Source organism: Mycobacterium shunyiense (assembly GCF_058270075.1).
This window is the reverse complement of sequence record NZ_JBZDPU010000006.1, coordinates 144,757-159,342: the sequence shown is the minus strand read 5'-3', so window position 1 is coordinate 159,342 and position 14,586 is coordinate 144,757. Positions and strand designations below refer to the sequence as shown.

General features: G+C 65.0%; 12 protein-coding genes. 2 read left to right on the top strand and 10 right to left on the bottom strand.

Going from position 1 to position 14,586, the window contains the following annotated elements:
• Positions 1-43: 43 nt before the first annotated feature.
• The 9 genes from AC4ELH_RS05250 to AC4ELH_RS05210 form a co-directional block, all read right to left on the bottom strand.
• Complete coding sequence (locus tag AC4ELH_RS05250) at positions 44-919, bottom strand: mycofactocin-coupled SDR family oxidoreductase (RefSeq protein WP_498883404.1); 876 nt, start codon at positions 917-919, stop codon at positions 44-46.
• 43 nt (positions 920-962) lie between these two features.
• A complete protein-coding gene (locus tag AC4ELH_RS05245; protein ID WP_463804784.1) occupies positions 963-2,231 on the bottom strand; it encodes a cytochrome P450 in 1,269 nt (422 codons plus the stop codon).
• A 99-nt stretch (positions 2,232-2,330) separates the two neighbouring features.
• Entirely contained in the window at positions 2,331-3,551 is a 1,221-nt protein-coding gene (locus tag AC4ELH_RS05240) for a cytochrome P450 (RefSeq protein ID WP_498883403.1), read from the bottom strand.
• A gap of 12 nt (positions 3,552-3,563) precedes the next feature.
• On the bottom strand, positions 3,564-5,051 hold the full coding sequence (locus AC4ELH_RS05235; RefSeq protein ID WP_498883402.1) for an aldehyde dehydrogenase family protein: 1,488 nt from the start codon (positions 5,049-5,051) through the stop codon (positions 3,564-3,566).
• Positions 5,044-5,961, bottom strand: coding sequence for an SDR family oxidoreductase (locus AC4ELH_RS05230; protein WP_498883401.1), 918 nt, complete (start codon positions 5,959-5,961; stop codon positions 5,044-5,046). Before AC4ELH_RS05230 ends, AC4ELH_RS05235 begins: the two co-directional genes overlap by 8 nt.
• Positions 5,954-7,084: a spirocyclase AveC family protein gene (locus AC4ELH_RS05225; RefSeq protein WP_498883400.1), complete on the bottom strand. Its 1,131-nt coding sequence runs from the start codon at positions 7,082-7,084 to the stop codon at positions 5,954-5,956. Before AC4ELH_RS05225 ends, AC4ELH_RS05230 begins: the two co-directional genes overlap by 8 nt.
• A 1-nt stretch (position 7,085) precedes the next feature.
• On the bottom strand, positions 7,086-8,201 hold the full coding sequence (locus tag AC4ELH_RS05220) for an ABC transporter substrate-binding protein (RefSeq protein WP_064886222.1): 1,116 nt from the start codon (positions 8,199-8,201) through the stop codon (positions 7,086-7,088).
• An 87-nt stretch (positions 8,202-8,288) separates the two neighbouring features.
• Positions 8,289-9,137, bottom strand: a complete 849-nt coding sequence (locus tag AC4ELH_RS05215) for a CbbQ/NirQ/NorQ/GpvN family protein (protein WP_498883399.1) — start codon at positions 9,135-9,137, stop codon at positions 8,289-8,291.
• A 136-nt stretch (positions 9,138-9,273) separates the two neighbouring features.
• A complete protein-coding gene (locus AC4ELH_RS05210) occupies positions 9,274-10,917 on the bottom strand; it encodes a nitric oxide reductase activation protein NorD (RefSeq protein ID WP_498883428.1) in 1,644 nt (547 codons plus the stop codon).
• A gap of 150 nt (positions 10,918-11,067) precedes the next feature.
• Here AC4ELH_RS05210 and AC4ELH_RS05205 point away from each other — a divergent pair, with 150 nt between their 5' ends.
• Entirely contained in the window at positions 11,068-11,997 is a 930-nt protein-coding gene (locus AC4ELH_RS05205) for an SDR family NAD(P)-dependent oxidoreductase (RefSeq protein ID WP_463794289.1), read from the top strand.
• Between the two features lie 187 nt (positions 11,998-12,184).
• Positions 12,185-13,504, top strand: a complete 1,320-nt coding sequence (locus AC4ELH_RS05200) for a TetR/AcrR family transcriptional regulator (RefSeq protein WP_064960159.1) — start codon at positions 12,185-12,187, stop codon at positions 13,502-13,504.
• 7 nt (positions 13,505-13,511) lie between these two features.
• Here the strand turns inward: AC4ELH_RS05200 and AC4ELH_RS05195 are convergent, their stop codons facing one another.
• Positions 13,512-14,585: an NAD(P)H-dependent amine dehydrogenase family protein gene (locus tag AC4ELH_RS05195; protein ID WP_498883398.1), complete on the bottom strand. Its 1,074-nt coding sequence runs from the start codon at positions 14,583-14,585 to the stop codon at positions 13,512-13,514.
• Position 14,586 lies beyond the last annotated feature (1 nt).

The following is a 14,586-nucleotide window of genomic DNA, read 5'->3' as shown; positions in this document are numbered from 1 at the left end:
TCGCGACTTTTAATAGGGCTTCCTGCACCGCCCCGGGTGAGACCTACTGAGGTCCGTTGGGCCACTTGAGCAGTGAACCCGCATCGACGCGGATGTGCTGGCCGGTGATGTACCGACTGTCGTCGCTGGCGAGGAACACCCCGAGATTGGCCATGTCCTCCGGTTCGATGTACGGAATCGGCATGGCCTGGAACAGGTTGAACAACGGCTCGGCATCTTCGCGGGTGGCTGTCTTGCCTGCGGCTGTGAGATCCGGACGGAACACCCCGTACATGCCCTCGTTCTGCAGCAGGTGGGTGTTGCAGTTGGTCGGATGGATCGCGTTGACCCGAATCATCCTCGACGCCAGGTGAAGACACATCTCATTGACGTACTCGATCACGATCCGCTTGCTCCAACCGTAACCAGCGCCACCCGGGCCCATGTCGGGACTGGTGGTGGTGCCGCGGATCATGCCTGCGGTGGAACCGGTGACGATGATCGACGCACCGTCGGGCAGATGCGGTATCGCCACCGCGACGGTGTTCATCACGCCAAGCAGATCGACGTCGGAGGCATCGACGAAACCCATCGGATCGGGATTGCCCATCGCCATCGGCAGGATGCCCGCATTGGCGACCACGATGTCGATCTTGCCGAGATCGGCGATACCCGCCTCGACCGCGTCGCGCAGCTCGTGGCGCTCGCGGACATCGGCGACCCGCGCGACGACACGTCGGCCGAGTTCCTTGATCGACCGTTCGGTCTCGGCGAGATCCTCGGGTGTGGCCAGTGGATAGGGATTGGACGGGATGTCGCGGCAGATGTCGACGGCGACGATGTCGGCACCCTCCCTGGCCATCGCGATTGCATGGGCCCGGCCCTGCCCGCGGGCGGCACCGGTGATGAAAGCGACCTTGCCGTCGAGCTTTCCGGTCATGTGGTGCTCCTTTTCTCTGGCGAGTTTGCGTCTGCTTCAGGTGTCAGTGCAGCGGTGTGAAGGTGATGTGCAGCGTGCTGAGCCCACGCATGATGAAGGTCGGTTCGTAGGTGTAGTTGCGGTTGTCCGCCGGGCCGTGGTGCTCGGTGGAGATCGTGATGTCACCCATCCGGTCGAGGATCCGATTGAGCGAGATCCGGCCCTCCGCGCGGGCCAACGGGGCACCCGGGCAGGAGTGGACACCGCGGATGAATGCGATCTGTTCGCGTACGTTGGCACGGTCGGTTCGGAAGATGTTGGGTTCGGGGAACTTCCGTTCGTCGCGGTTGCACGCTCCGGGAAGCACCATGACGGTGGTCCCAGCGGGAACCTCGACATCACCGATGCTGGTGGTCTTGCCGGCCATCCGGAAGTGCGATTTGACCGGACTTTCCAAGCGCAGTGTCTCCTCGAGGAAGGCCGGGATCTTGCTGCGGTCCCCGCGCAGCAACCTCTCGAATCCCGGGTTGTCACCGATGAACCGCACCGCCGAGCTCACCAGCTTGGTGGTCGTCTCCGTTCCCGCGGCGAACAGGAACGTCGACAGGTTCATCACGTCCTCGATCTCGGGCGTCGAACCGTCCTCATATTTGGCCTGCGCCAGCCCGGTCAGAACGTCGTCGCGTGGCGTGCGCCTGCGATCCTCTATGTAGGCGTAGAACTTCTCGTTGAGCCACTGCAGGGGGTTGTGCGTCGTCGGTGCCTCCTTGCCGAGTTCACCGACCGTCTCCAGCGCGAACGCGGCCTTGAATTCCTCGTGATCGTCGGCCGGGACACCCAGCAGATCGGCGATCACCAGCAGCGAGAACGGTTTTGCGTAGTCGGCCAGGAATTCGCAGCCGCCCTTGTCGATGAAGGTGTCGAGCTGCTCATCGGCCAGTCGCCACATGAACTCCTCGTTCTCCTTGAGGCGTTTCGGCGTGATCAGCTTGTTCATCAGCCCGCGGGTGCGGGTGTGTACCGGCGGATCCTGTGAGGTGATGTGCTCGGCCATCGGAACCGCGGCACGGTGCTGCTCGATCAGGTCGGTGACATCGTCACTGTCCCCCGGCCCGAACGGCATCCCCGAGAACGGGCCCGCGACCGACACACAGGATGAGAACGCCGGGTCCCGGTAGACGGCCAGCGCCTCGTCGTAGCCTGTCACTGCCAGGACGTTGAACGGGGTCGCCTGGGCGACAGGGCACTTCGACCGCAGGTGGTCGAAGTAGGGGTACGGGTCGGGCACCAGTGACTCGTCGGTGAAGAAGTCCACCGTCTCGAAGTCGGTCATCTCAGCCTCTCCTCGGGTCACTTTTCCTAGCGCGAGCAGACGCATACGTACCCCGAATCGCGGTGTGTCGGGTACATATGTGTCTGCTCGCCGGGGTAGTCATCGGGCGGCCGCATCGAACAGCACCGGTAGCGCGGTCGGCGACCGGAAGACCTGACCGCGGATGTGCGGATCGTCCCCGTCCGGGTCCAGCCGCAGATTGGGCAGTCGATCCAGCAGAAGGTTGATGCCGGTGCGCATTTCCAGCCGTGCCAGGTGCATGCCCAGACACACGTGGACACCGTGACCCCAGCCGAGGTTTCCTTTGGCGGTGCGGAAGATGTCGAACTCGTCGGGATTCTCCCACCGATCGTCCTGCCGATTCGCCGAGCCGAGCATCGGCATCACCGAACAACCTTCGGGGATGTGCACCCCGCCGAGCTCGGTGTCGCAGGTGGTGGTCCGGGTGATGGTCAACAGCGGAGGATTCCAGCGCACCGCCTCCTCGATGGCCTGTGGCAGCAGTGATCTGTCGGCCCGGATCGCGTCCAGCTGCGTCGGGTCCGAGAGCAACCCGAACAGCAGATTGCCCAGCGACCGGTACGTCGTCTCCACTCCGGCCGGCAACAGCAACCGCAGAAAGGAGAAGATCTCTTCATCGGTGAGCTTCTCGCCGTCGATCTCGGCCTCGGCGAGAAGGCTGATCATGTCGTCCTTCGGCTCGGCCCGACGGGCTTGCAGGATCGGAGCAAAGTACTCGCACAGCGCGGCTGAAGCCGCCAGACCGCGCTCGGGATTCAGGATCCAACTCAGCAGCGAGATGGACCAACGCTGGAACTGGGGATAGTCCGCTTCCGGCAATCCCAACAATCCCGCGATGATCCGGCTCGGATAGTCGAAGGTGAATTCCTTGACCAGGTCGGCCCTGCCCTTGTGCGCGAACTTGTCGATGAGTTCGTTGCCGACCCGGCCGACCAACTCGTCTTCCCAACGCGTCAAGGCCTTCTGCGAGAACGCCTTCGATACCAGCGAACGCAGCCGGCCGTGCACCGGTTCATCCATGCCCAGCATCACGCGCTCGCCGAGCACCGGACCGAACGCTGCGATGACACCCGACGACGAGAACGTCAGGTTGTCGCGCAGCATCTGCTGGGCGTCCTCGTAGCGATACACGATGAACACGGGCTTACCCGCTTCTCCCGGCATCGCGGACATGTCGATCCGCTGGATCGGTTCCTCGCGGCGAAGCCTGGCGAGCTCCGGGAATGGATCCCGGACATCTCCCGAGACGGCGTCGTCGAACGAGCCGAAGTCCTCCAGGTCGTCAAATAGCTGCGACAAAGCTGTCTCCTCCTAGCCGGCCGGGTAGGCGACGGACTTGATCTCGGTGTACTGCTCGAATCCGGCGATGCCGTTCTGGCGTCCGACTCCGCTGTTCTTGTAACCGCCGAACGGGGTGTCCGCGCCGTAACCTGCGGTGCCGTTGAGCCCGATGAACCCGGCGCGCAGCCGGCGCGCGACGGCAAGCGACCGCTCCAGCGAGCCCGACATGACGTTGCCTGCGAGCCCGTACGGGCTGTCGTTGGCGATCCGGACGGCGTCATCCTCGTCCTCGTACGGGATGACGACGAGAACCGGTCCGAAGATCTCCTCCTGCGCGATGGTCATCGAGTTGTCGACATCGGTGAAAAGGGTTGGGCTGACCCAGAAACCCTTTGCATACAGACCGAGAGCCGTCGGCGCCTGCGTACTGCCGACGAGCATCGTGGCACCTTCGTCGACGCCCTTCGCGATGTAGCCCAGGATGCGGGCTTGCTGTTTGGCTGAAATGACCGGGCCGCAGAGGGTTCCGGGATCCTGCGGATCGCCTGGGGTGATGTTCTCGTAGATCGCCTTCAGGATCGCCACGCCTTCGTCGTAACGGGAGCGCGGCAACAGCATTCGGGTGGGAGCTGCGCAGCCCTGCCCGGCGTGTAGCAACGGGCCGATACCGATCAAACATGCGGAGTTGAACGCTGTGTCATCCAAATCTTCCAGCACGATCGTCGCCGACTTGCCACCCAGTTCGAGGAACAGCCGCTTCATCGTCGCGGCACCTTTTTCCATGATTCGCCTACCCACGGCCGTGGAGCCGGTGAACGAGATCATGTCGACCTTGGGTGACAGGGTGAGTTCTTCGCCGGCGAGGTGGTCCGATGCCGTCACGACATTCACCACACCCGCTGGGATGTCGGTGTTCTCGGCGATGAGCCGGCCGAGCCGCGTGGCATTGAACGGTGTGTCGGGCGCAGCCTTGAGCACCACGGTGTTACCCGTCGCCAGGGCCTGCCCCAGCTTGTTGACGGCGACCTCGAACGGGAAGTTCCACGGCACGATGGCACCGACCACGCCGACCGGCTCACGCCACACCTTGCGGGTGGTGTTCACCCCGGTGACGGAGACGACGGTATCGCCGAGATCGGTTTCCCACGGAAAGGTGTCGATCAGTCGGGCCGGGTATTTGAGCCCGTCGGCGAACGGAGCGTCGAGTTGGGGGCCGTGGGTCACGGCGCGCGGCGCACCGACTTCGGCGATGAGTTCCTCGCGCAGCGACTCCAGTTCGCCCTCGATCGCCTCGTGCAATTGTTCAAGGCACCGCTTGCGGAGTTGATGGTCGGTCGACCAGTCGGTCTCGTCGAACGACCGGCGGGCCGCGTCGATGGCCCGGTTCATGTCGGCCTTCGACGCGTCTGAAACCTCGCCGAGCACATCTTCATTCGCCGGGTTGATGTTGGCGAAGGCTCCTGACTCGCCCTCGACGAGCTTGCCGTCGATCAACATCCTCGCTTCGAAGTCAGTCATGGCCTGCACCCTCCCCTCGTAACGCGCCGAACCGTGGGATGCCCATCATCAGCCGGGTCACCTGGTGCAAACCCGCCGCGGGAAGCAAGCGGTTGGCGATCAACAACATTCGTGCGTCCGGGCCGACAGCGGTCTTGACGAAGGGTTTCGGACTCTCGAGGGCCTTGGCCAGACCCGCGGCGAATTTCTCGGGGGGCCGGGCCGCGCGCTTCATCATGGCCCGCCCCCGCTTGTCCATCGTGCGGTGGTGGCGGGCATAGGGCCCGTCGAGGTCACGGACGTCTGTCGTGCCCGCGTCGGTGATGATCTCCGTGTCGTAGGTACCGGTGACCAGAATGGTGACGCCGATCCCGAACGGCCCGACTTCACCGGCCATCGACTCCCCCCAACGTTCCAGCGCTCCCTTGACCGCCGAATATGGTGCGGTGGCCGGCATTCCACGAACCCCGGCAGCGCTGGAGATCAGCACGATGCGGCCCCGTCCGGCGTCTCGCATCGACGGCAGCAGCGCCTTGGTGAGCGCCACCGGGCCGAAGACGTTGGTCTCGAACATGCGCTCCCACAGATCCGGTGGTGTCTCCTCGACCATTCCGGCCGCCGAGATCCCGGCGTTGTGAACCACCGCATGTGGTGCCCCGACGGTTTCGGTGATGCCCTTGGCCGCCGCGGCGATCGAAGCGGCGTCGGTGAGGTCGAGCTGGATGCCGATCAGCCGGTCGTCGTCGTCCCCTGCCCCGGTTGCCTCCCGCAGCAGTGTCATTCCGCGGTCCGGCGTGCGCATCGCCGCCACCACGCGCCACCCCGCGCGATAAAGGTGCGTGGCCGAAGCGAAGCCGAGCCCACGGGACGCACCCGTGATGAGGACCGTTCTATGCTCTTCGCGCAAGCGCTCATCGGTCCGCTCAGTCATGCTGGTTCCCCGTTGCGCACCGATCGCTCTTCGAACCCAGCTCGACGTCGAGGTTGCGGGACGGTCCCTGCTGCCAGGTGGACCACTTGCCCACCGAGTACGGCCCCTCGGCACCGTTCGCCCGGTAGTAGCCCTGGGGGTCATAGATCTTGGCCTCGGGATATGGCCACGGGCAGGCGACCGAGGTGGCGAGCCCGCTGGCCTTGATCGCCCAGAACCAGCCACCGTAGGCGAAGTACGAGACGTTGATGATCGCGAACATCACCAGGAACGTGCCGAGTACGGGCTTCGTCGGGAAGAGCCTCGCCTTCGCAGCGAGCTTCTCGGCCACCGACTTTCCCGTGTCGTCGCGATAAACGAGGATGGCCGCCGGGATCATCACGAACGTCACCGAGAGCGATTCCCAGATGAGTGGGAACTGAAAGGTGCTGCCGGGGAACAACGTTCCGAACGGAATCGCCTGCGAGTAGATGTAGAGTCCGGTCCGCACCAGGCTGACTTCCAGTATGGCGTCGAAGATGAACCCGATCACCAGCACCAGGGCGCCCAGGCTGACCAGCGGGTGTCGGGTAACGAACGCTTCAGGGCCGCGCTTGGCCTGCAGCTTGCGAAGAATCCAGATCGCCGGGAAGTACGGTCCGAAGTAGAACAATACGTAGCCGAACACGATGAACGGTTCCACCGTCGGCGACATCATGATCAGGTACCAGTTCTCTGGCCAGTGCAGCAGCATCGGGTTGTACACCGCGTACGGCGACCAGTTCATGATCGGGTCCTGCCAGACGATCAGCGTCGTGCACAGGACCATCAGCAGTACCGGACTGCCGGGGTTTTTCCGCCAGCCGACAATGAACATGACGGTGAACGCCACGACGATGATCACGGCACCCACCTGCGGGATGATCTGCCAGTGGTCGAACGCGGTCAGGAACGCGACGGGACGTGGCCGCCCCTCGACGTTCGGGTTGGCCACCCGCGGGTCGACGTCCGTCCGCCCGACCGCGACGAACAGGCCGAGAAAGCCGAGCCAGGCGAGCAGCGCCACGACCCGGCCCCAGTTCGGCCCTTTGCGCGGCGGCGGCTTGACCTGTGCGTCAGGCGGTAGGGATTCCCTGGTAGTCATGTCATTCCGCCCCGAACCGGTCGACGAGGTGCGAGTTGATGCCGTCGGCATCAAGGGTCCGCGCGACCAGATATCCCGGCCCCATCCATGCGCGTCGCGTCCACTTCCCCAGGGACACCCGGGTTCCCGGCGCGCCGGACGCCGCGGGCATCATCTTCACGCGCTCGAGCGCTTCTTTGACCCCGCGCGGGCTCAACGGATGCGCGTCGGTGAAGGCTCGCACCAGCGTGGCCGCCACGTCGTGGTTGACCACCGAAACGCAGTACTCGGGGCGACTCCCGTTGTACCGCTTCGCATACCGGTCCAGCCAGGCCTGCCCGACGGCATTTCCCTCGTCGTACTGATCGACCCCGACCCAACCCAGAAGCGCGTTCCACATGATCGGATTGACCCACGCGTTCTGGAACGCGGTGGTGGTGAAGCGCGGGGGATCCCAGTTGACGGCCTCAAGTGCGGGATTGATGAAGACAATGCCAAAACCGAAACCGAGGTGCACGATCGCCTCTGCCTTCGCCTCGTGCAGCGTGCTCACCGCGGCGTTGATGTCCTGGGCGGTCTGCGCGATCGCGGCTTCGGCGACAATCCGAATACCCTTGCGGGCACATGCAGTTCGTAGATTCTTCAGATAGCTGTCACCGATGAGGTTCTGCTCCACCAGGACGCCGATCTCGGTCAGGCCCCGCTTCGAGATCAGATCCGCCAGGAAGATGGGTTCGTCGGTCATCGATCCCTGGGGGAAGGCGAACGTCCACTCGCCGAGCCAGTCGTCGGTCCCGGTAACGCTGATCGCGGGCACCTTGAAGCGCTCCTCGATCGCTTCCCGCAGTGGTACGCAGTTGTCGGTGATGTTCGGCCCGAACACCACCAGGCAACCCTCGTCGACGAGCTCACCGAAGGCGTCGATCACTGCCTTGACCGATCCCTTCGGCAGCCCTTCCACCTCGCGGTAGATCATCTGCACCGGGCGATCCATCAGGCCCTGCTCAACTGCCTCCTCGAACACCAGCTCAAACGTCTGGGTGAACGAGGCCATCAGTTCTTCCGGGAAACCCGGCGGCAAGGTGAAATCCATCAAATAGCCGACTTTGATGGGCTGCGCAGTGCTCTCGTACGACATCTGACCTCCATGTTTCGGCACTCATCGCGAGGGCGCCGTGGGCAGACCTAATATTTGTTCAGACACTAATGGCGGCCGGACACACCGTCAATCACCCGATGCGGATCCGCCCAGGTAGACGTCGATCAACTCGTGCAGACCGCGACCTACCGCAACGTCATCGGTGAGCGGTCCCGCGATCGCCACCCTTGCCGCCACCGCGACCGGCAGGCCTTCGGCGATGAGCCGTCCCGCCGCGATCAACACGCGGGTCGATGCGACCTCACGCAGGCCGCCGGTCTCCAGGCGCCGGATCGCCTGGCCGAACCGCACCAACTCGACAGCCGTGGCATGATCCACGCCCGCTTCGTGGGCGATGATCCCCTCTTCGACATCGGGATCCGGAAAACCGAACTCGATGGCCACCATCCGCTGGCGCGTCGAGTCCTTCAGGTCTTTGAGCACACTCTGGTAGCCCGGGTTGTAGGACATGACCAGACCGAATCCCGGTGCCGCATCGAGCGTGATGCCGAGCCGTTCGATGGGCAACTGGCGCCGGTAGTCGGACAGTGGGTGCAGCACCACCGTGGTGTCCTGCCGAGCTTCGACCACCTCGTCCAGGTAGCAGATCGCACCTTCTCGCACAGCGCGAGTCAGCGGCCCGTCCGCCCACACCGTCTCGTCGCCGCGTAGCAGATACCGACCCACAAGGTCGGCGGTGGTGAGGTCGTCGTGACAGGAGACGGTGATCAGCGGGCGCCCGAGATCGTGAGCCATCGCCTCGACGAAGCGCGTCTTACCGCACCCCGTCGGCCCCTTCAAGACCAGCGAAAGGCCCTGGCGGTACGCCGCCTTGAACACTATCTCCTCGTTGCCGACCGGTCGGTAATAGGGACGTGCACTCAGGGCCTGCGAACTGGCGCCGTTCTGGTGAGCGAGCCCGGACTCGTTGGCCATCAACACACCTTTCGTCGTAGCCGCGACGCTGCGGTACGGAAGTGAGCCTATCGTGGAACAGATGTTTGTTTCAACCATTCTTCACAACGCGGCTGCTCATATCCGGTCAGCCCCAAAGACATTCTGGGCCTTCATATCACGACACTCGGCGACGAACCTCGCCGGAACGAATCGCGGAGCGGAACACCGGCCCGATCACGCCGGCGAGCTGATCGGGACTGGCGATGGTGGCGTGAGCGGCACTCCCGAACACCCGACGCAACGACTCCACGTCGGTGCTGGCGCCGATGGTCAGACACACGCAACCGGTCCCCCGACGCCGAGCCTCGGTCAAGGCGCGTCGGGCGTCGGCAGCACCGTAGGCGCGCTCGTAACCATGGTCGTAGGCCAGTCCGTCGGACAGCACGACCAGTAGCCGCCGCGAGGTGCCACCACGCTCCTCCAAGACCGCCGAGCCGTGCCGGATCGCCGCTCCGAGACGCGAATACGCGCCCGGCTCAAGGCTGTTCAGTCGCCGGAACACCTGTGCATCCAGGTGGTCGTCGAACCGTTTCACCGGAACCATCGTCACCGCCGACCGACCCTGGGAGTAGTAGGCGTACAGCGACACCCGGTCACCCAGGTCGTGAAGCGCCACCATCAGATGGGCCACTGCCGTCCGCTGTTGCTGATGCACCGTGCGCCCGACGGTGCCCGGCTCAGCGGCCGAACCGGAGATGTCCAACAGCAAAAGCACCGACAGGTCCCGCCGGCGACGCAGACTGTCCAGGTAGACGGCCTCGTCGGGCACCGATCCGGCCCGAACTTCGACCCGGGCCTCCAGCGCGGCGTCGATGTCGATGTCGTCGCCCTGCGGTTGCCGATGACGCCGATGCAGTCCCATGCCAAGACGCGCCAGGGGGCGCCGCACGCTGATCGCGTCCTCGATCTGCTGGGTCGCGTGTGGCTTGATCTGCGGGTCAGCCTCGCGGACGGTGCACCAGTCGAGTCGATAGACGCGGCGTTCGGCGTTCCATTCCGGATACTTCACCCCGTCGGTCTTGATGTCGACGATTTCCTCCGACGACACCGTGGCGAGCGAGGAGACCGCGTGCACCCCACGTTTCGTCGAGTTGGTTCGGTGTGTTGGCGAATCGGCACCCGGCGGCCCCCCACTGCTGCCACCTGTCTTGCGGGACGACGACAAGAGCTTCTTGAGCCATTTTCCAATGGCTCCACCCCCGCCGACCGGGCTGGAGAACAGATCGGGGTCATCAGAGTCGTCGACGTCGTCTTCATCGAGTTCCTCGAGCTCCTGCTTCTCATCGCGCCGCGGCACATGTGCCACCGACCGCTCATCTACAGGCTTGGCCGCTGCGCACGCCGCCAGGACCTTCCTGGCCTGGATCGCACCGAATCCCGTCGGCGGATCGGGTAACGCACCCTTGCCGCTCGCCATCGCCAGGGACGCTGCGGGTGAATCGCTACCCTCGCAGACCCTCGGGTCCGCAATGGCGCCAAGGGAATTCGGCAGGAGTGCGCGGTTTACCAACAGCGCGCGGTGTCCCTCGACGGCCAGATAACGGCCGGCCAACCGCCGATGACGGACCAGGGCTCCGAGCACATCAGGGTCCAGGCTGCCTGCCGCAATCAGTGATGCCTGCACGGCCACCGATTCGAGCTGCGTACGCGTGGACGCCGACGGATCGACGAACACGGTCTTGCCATCGGTCCACGGCGCGGCCCCCGGGGCGGCCGCCGTCACCGCAACCGGACGAGCTGCGAGGGCGGACGCCAGCATGCCCAGCCCGGCGAACCGGCCGTCGTCGTCACCGCCACCGGGCACTTTCCACCTCCGCACCCCGTTGACCAAATATCTGTTCCACCGTAGAGTTCGGGCCGACCGGAGTCAATCAACCGACCCGGAACATCAACTGGCAAGGGCTACAAAGTGATCGACTTCGACGACCAGGTCGCCGTGGTGACCGGTGCCGGCCGCGGCCTCGGCCGGATATACGCTCTCGAGCTGGCACGGCGCGGCGCCGCAGTGGTGGTCAACGATCTGGGCGGGTCCATGTCTGGCGACGGTTCGGACGTCGCGGTGGCCGATCAGGTTGTCGACGAAATCGTCGGCTCCGGCGGTACCGCGGTGGCGTCCTACGATTCGGTCGACAGCCCCGAAGGTGGCGAGGCGATCGTGCGCACCGCCGTCGAACAGTTCGGTCGGCTCGACGTAGTGATCAGCAACGCGGGCATCTTCAACAGCGTCCCGTTCGACGAGCTCTCCCCCGAAGACTGGCGTCGCATGCTGCGAGTGCACCTCGACGGCGGCTTCTACCTGTCCCAGCCTGCGTTCCGGGTCATGAAGAACCAGGGCTACGGCCGGTTCGTGTTCATCGCCTCGTCGGCAGGGATGTTCGGCCAGCACCTCGAAGCCCATTACGCTGCAGCCAAGGCCGGCCTGGTCGGCCTCGCCAATGTGATCGCGCTCGAGGGCGCGCCGCACGGAATCCTGGCCAACACCGTACTGCCGTTCGGCATCTCGAGGATGGTCACCGAGACCCTCGGCGACCCGAAAGCGCTTGAGGGCAACGGCTTCTTCAAGGCGATCCGGCCTGAGCTGGTGGCACCCTTGGTGGTGTACCTGGCCAGCCGTGACTGCGAGTTCAGCCATCAGAACTTCTCTGCCTGCGCCGGACGGTTCGCCCGGGTGTTCGTCGGGCTGGGTGAGGGCTGGCTGGCACCCACCGGCAGCAACCCGACCGCCGACGATGTCGCCGCTCATCTGTCGGAAGTGGCTGCGACAGAGCCGTTCACAGTGCCGGGGTCGATCTACGACGAGGTATTCGCGGTTACCGAGCGGCTCGGCGTCACCGGGTGAGTCCGGCGACAGCGTTGCCGTCGGCACGTTCGGCGCAAGGCCCGGAACCCGGCCGTGCAGGGTCTACCGGCGTCTTTGGCTTCACGGGATCCCCGGCGCACCAGCGCTGTTCTGGTAGCCTCTAACCAAATATTGGGTCGGAAACCCAAATCGTATGACGGGAGCCAGCAATCATCGTGGAGCCGCTGTGGGCCGTCCCCAGGTAACCCCTGGGGAGCGCAAGACGCTCAAGCGCACCCCAGGTCGCGCAACCGAACCCGGCACCGTAGCGGAGGATCGCACGCGCCGGACCGAGATCCTCGAGACCGCCGCCACGTTGATCGCCACGTCGGGCCTGCGCACATCGCTGCAGGAGATCGCGGACGCGGCAGGCATTCTGCCGGGCAGCCTGTACCACCATTTCGAATCCAAAGAAGCCATCCTGGTGGAATTGCTCGAGCGGTATCACGAAGACCTCGACCGCATCGCCGAGCACGCCCAGCGCCGGTTGGACGGCCCCGATCCGGCATCGCCGTTCGACCGGATCGCCGAGCTCGGCTCGGATATCGCGCGATGCGCCGTCGCACACCGTGCCGCTCTTCAGATGTCGTTCTACGAGAGCCCGAGTTCCAACCCCGACCTCGTCGCGCTGGCACAGCGCCGCCCGACGGCGACGCTGGATGCCATGCAGCAGACGCTGCGAGCCGCCCGATGGGCCGGCTACCTGCGCTCGGATATCGATCTGGCCGTTCTGGCCGACCGGATCTGCCAGACCATGCTGCAGGTCGGCCTCGACGTCATGCGCCACAACGCCGCACCGGAGAAGGTCGCCACCCTGCTGTGCCGGATTCTGCTGGAAGGCTTGGCCACCGGCCGGCCCACCGACACCGAACTCGACAGGTCCGTCCCGTTCATCGCGGCCGACGCCGTGGTGCGGACCTGGATCGAGGAGGCCGCCTCCGAGGCCGATGACAAGACCGCCCATATCCGCGCGGTAGCGCGGGCGGAGTTCGGCCGGCGCGGCTATGAGGGTACGACCGTGCGGGATATCGCCTCGGCCGCAGGTATGGGCACCGGCACCGTCTATCGGCTGATCGGGTCGAAGGACGAACTGCTGGCGGCCATCATGCAGTCCTTCGGGGAGAAGATCGCCGTGGGCTGGACCGAAGTCCTCGGATCCGAGGGCACCACGATCGAAAAGCTCGACGCGCTGAGCTGGATTCACACCAACGCGCTGGACCAGTTCGGAGACGAGTTCAGGATCCAGCTCGCATGGATGCGCCAGTCCCCGCCGGACACCCCCAACCCCGGCTGGTTGTTCACGCAGCGCGTCAAACAGGTCAAGTCACTGCTCGCCGCAGGGATCAGGGCCGGCGAGATCAGCATCGACAGTCCGTCGAACGAGATGCTGGCCCGGTCCGTGATCTGTGTGGGCTGGATCCCCGAGAACATCCTGCGGCAGTTGGGTACCCGGGCGGCGCAGATCCATGTGCGTGATACGAGCCTGCGCGGTGTCGTCGCGCGCTGACTGTGGGCTAGCCGAAGGCGTGTCGCGGCAACGTATTCGGTATGTCGAGTGAGCTCAACAATCCTGCGGGTGCGTCGACGACGTAGGGAATCGCATTGACCACCCGCATCGCGGTGGCCGCCATTGCCGCCTGCCCGGCACCGTGTCCGTCGGCCTCCCCCAGGTTCATCACGCAGTGGATGTCGGGATCTCCCTCGATGTCCACCCGGTAGGTGGCGTCGAATTCTGATGCCGGCCAATCGGGTGCAACGTCGCGCGACATCCGGATGATGTGCTCGATCACGATGGCCTCCCGGCCGTTCACCATGCCGACAGCGCGTGTGCATACTGCACCACAGGTTCCCGCCGGGATAGTGCCGAAAGCGACCTCGATGTCACGCTCGGTGATCTGGCGATCCAGCGAGCCGCGAATCTCGGACACTTCCGCCCCGAACGCATCGGCCATCAGATAGATCGGCGCCTTCCAGGCCATCTCGATGAAACCGGGGGTCTTCAGCATCGGTTCGAAATCCAGTGGACGCCCGAAACCCATTCCGTCCATCATCACGTCGGCCACCGGATAGTGGTCGTTGAGGGACACCTCGGCCACCGTGACGCGGTCGATCTTCTTCGACTGGGTTGCCAGCATGAGTGCCAGTTCGTCCGAGGCGAACCCGGGAAATACGCCCGACGCATAGAACGACGAGTTCCCGGCCTTGGCCGCGGCTTCCAGCTGATCTCGCCATTCTGCGGAGTAGTACGCCGGCGGGTACACCAGTGCCGTCGAAGTCGTTGACACGACGTTGATTCCGGCGTTCAACAGTCGCAGATAGTCCGGCACCGCGCCGGCGTCGCGGTCCGGGCCGCTCGCCGCGTACACCACGCAGTCGGGAGACAACGCGATCAGCGCATCGGCATCGCCGGTGGCGGTGACTCCGAGCGGCGCCCGTCCGGCCAGCTCACCCGCGTCCCGGCCGACCTTCGTCTCCGAGTGCACCCAGACGCCGACCAGTTCGAGATCCGGGCGCTGGGCGACTGCGTCGATCGCGATCGACCCGACACCGCCGGTTGCCCAGACGACGGTCCGTAAGGGTGTCGGCATT

Coding starts and splice junctions, on each gene's coding strand:
- AC4ELH_RS05250 (WP_498883404.1), bottom strand. CDS start 919: ATGACCGGAAAGCTCGACGGCAAGGTCGCTTTCATCACCGGTGCCGCC.
- AC4ELH_RS05245 (WP_463804784.1), bottom strand. CDS start 2,231: ATGACCGACTTCGAGACGGTGGACTTCTTCACCGACGAGTCACTGGTG.
- AC4ELH_RS05235 (WP_498883402.1), bottom strand. CDS start 5,051: ATGACTGACTTCGAAGCGAGGATGTTGATCGACGGCAAGCTCGTCGAG.
- AC4ELH_RS05230 (WP_498883401.1), bottom strand. CDS start 5,961: ATGACTGAGCGGACCGATGAGCGCTTGCGCGAAGAGCATAGAACGGTC.
- AC4ELH_RS05225 (WP_498883400.1), bottom strand. CDS start 7,084: ATGACTACCAGGGAATCCCTACCGCCTGACGCACAGGTCAAGCCGCCG.
- AC4ELH_RS05220 (WP_064886222.1), bottom strand. CDS start 8,201: ATGTCGTACGAGAGCACTGCGCAGCCCATCAAAGTCGGCTATTTGATG.
- AC4ELH_RS05215 (WP_498883399.1), bottom strand. CDS start 9,137: ATGGCCAACGAGTCCGGGCTCGCTCACCAGAACGGCGCCAGTTCGCAG.
- AC4ELH_RS05210 (WP_498883428.1), bottom strand. CDS start 10,917: ATGCTGGCGTCCGCCCTCGCAGCTCGTCCGGTTGCGGTGACGGCGGCC.
- AC4ELH_RS05195 (WP_498883398.1), bottom strand. CDS start 14,585: ATGCCGACACCCTTACGGACCGTCGTCTGGGCAACCGGCGGTGTCGGG.